This window comes from Yersinia sp. 1252 StPb PI, assembly GCF_048593885.1.
In the GTDB taxonomy this organism is placed as follows: domain Bacteria; phylum Pseudomonadota; class Gammaproteobacteria; order Enterobacterales; family Enterobacteriaceae; genus Yersinia; species Yersinia enterocolitica_E.
This window is the reverse complement of the sequence record NZ_JAZGQE010000434.1, coordinates 1-760: the sequence shown is the minus strand read 5'-3', so window position 1 is coordinate 760 and position 760 is coordinate 1. Positions and strand designations below refer to the sequence as shown.

The following is a 760-nucleotide window of genomic DNA, read 5'->3' as shown; positions in this document are numbered from 1 at the left end:
CAGTAAAACAGCGCCGGTTGAAGGCCAAATGATTAGCCCTAATAATTCGCTGACCTTTTCGTTACCGGGAAATACCGGCGGCAATAACGTTGATTTTGAATTTATTAATGATTATGGCGCACTCAATAAACTGAGTCAGCCCATTAAACCTTAATTTAATTTATCAATAACAGCCCTACATAGCGTCCGCTGATGACCACATTTATTTCGTGGGGGCGGAATACGTCTGTACACTACGGAATAATTGAATAATGAAACACCCTGCAATCACATTCTCTGCAGAATTGTCTGCCCGTAGTGGTCGTTTAACGCCCGTGGCGGCTGCCCTTATTGCTGCTTTTTTATCGCCGGCTGTTTTGGCTGTTGAGAGCGTTGAGGCCAACGCATCCCCTCAGACTGGCCATTCCCAGTCGGCCGAGTTTGACAGTATCTTTCTCAATACCGAACACGGTGGTTCCGGCATTGATTTAAGCCGCTTCTCGAAAGGGGGCAGCGTGCTACCCGGCACTTACCGGGCTGACATTTATTTAAACAATACCCTGATTGGCAATGAGAATGTGGAATTTAAGGCCCGCGACGATAAAAGTGTCCATGCCTGCTTATCCTCGTCGGTCATTGCCAGCCTTAATCTCAAGACAGAAGCATTGCCGCCTGAATCACTGGCCCCGCTGAAAAAAGAGGACGGCTGTGTTGATCTGGCGTCGCTGATCCCCGATGCCCAGGTGACTTTTGACAGCGGCGAACAACGGCTGGATATCGC

General features: G+C 48.8%; 1 protein-coding gene and 1 pseudogene. Both read left to right on the top strand.

Features of this window, described 5'->3' with window-relative positions:
* A pseudogene (locus V2A85_RS24145) lies at positions 1 to 154 on the top strand (molecular chaperone); the annotation flags it as partial.
* Positions 155 to 251: 97 nt separating this feature from the next.
* On the top strand, positions 252 to 760 hold a 509-nt coding region (locus V2A85_RS24140), incomplete at its 3' end, for a FimD/PapC N-terminal domain-containing protein (RefSeq protein ID WP_420072614.1).